The 688-nt window shown below is 65.6% G+C and carries 1 pseudogene; it reads right to left on the bottom strand.

The window, feature by feature from the left end:
- A pseudogene (locus EOA79_RS32355) lies at positions 1–688 on the bottom strand (cobyrinic acid a,c-diamide synthase); the annotation flags it as partial.

The following is a 688-nucleotide window of genomic DNA, read 5'->3' on the forward strand; positions in this document are numbered from 1 at the left end:
GGTCCGCCAGCGGCTCGTCATTGCCTGTGGCGGCGATCTGCGCATAGTGGAACTCATGGCCGCGGATGAGCATGCCTTCGCTGCCAAGCGGACACCCGGCGCGCAGCCGCGCCTCGCGATAGCCGAGGTTCATCTTGCGCCTGGCGAAGCTGGTCGAATGGCCAAGCAGGCCAAGCATTTTATGGCTCTCGCCGTCCGCATCCTCCAGCACCTCGCCCAGCACCATGAAGCCGCCGCACTCGCCATGCACTGGCTTGGTCGCGGCGAAACGGGCCATTCCCGCACGGAAGTTGCCAGCGGCCGCAAGCTTGCCGGCATGCAGTTCTGGATAACCGCCTGGCAGCCAGCAGACATCGCAATCTTGGCTCGGCGCTTCGTCGGCAAGCGGTGAGAAGGGCACGATCTCGGCGCCAGCGTTTCGCCAGTATGAGGCGACGTGCGGGTAGAGGAAGGTGAAGGCGGCGTCCTCGGCCAGTGCAATGCGCTGGCTTGGCGGCTGTAACGCCTCGCCGAAGTCGCCGGCCGTGGGTTCGAGCGGGCTCGCCAGCGCGAGAATGGCGTCGATATCGAGCGACTTCTCGACCATGTCGGCAAGCCGGTCGAGATGCGCCATGAGGTTCTCGTGCTCCCCTGCTTGGACGAGGCCGAAATGCCGCTCCGGCAGGTTGAGCGTCGGATCGCGCATGAT

Source organism: Mesorhizobium sp. M1A.F.Ca.IN.020.03.2.1, assembly GCF_004023205.1.
Lineage (GTDB): Bacteria > Pseudomonadota > Alphaproteobacteria > Rhizobiales > Rhizobiaceae > Mesorhizobium.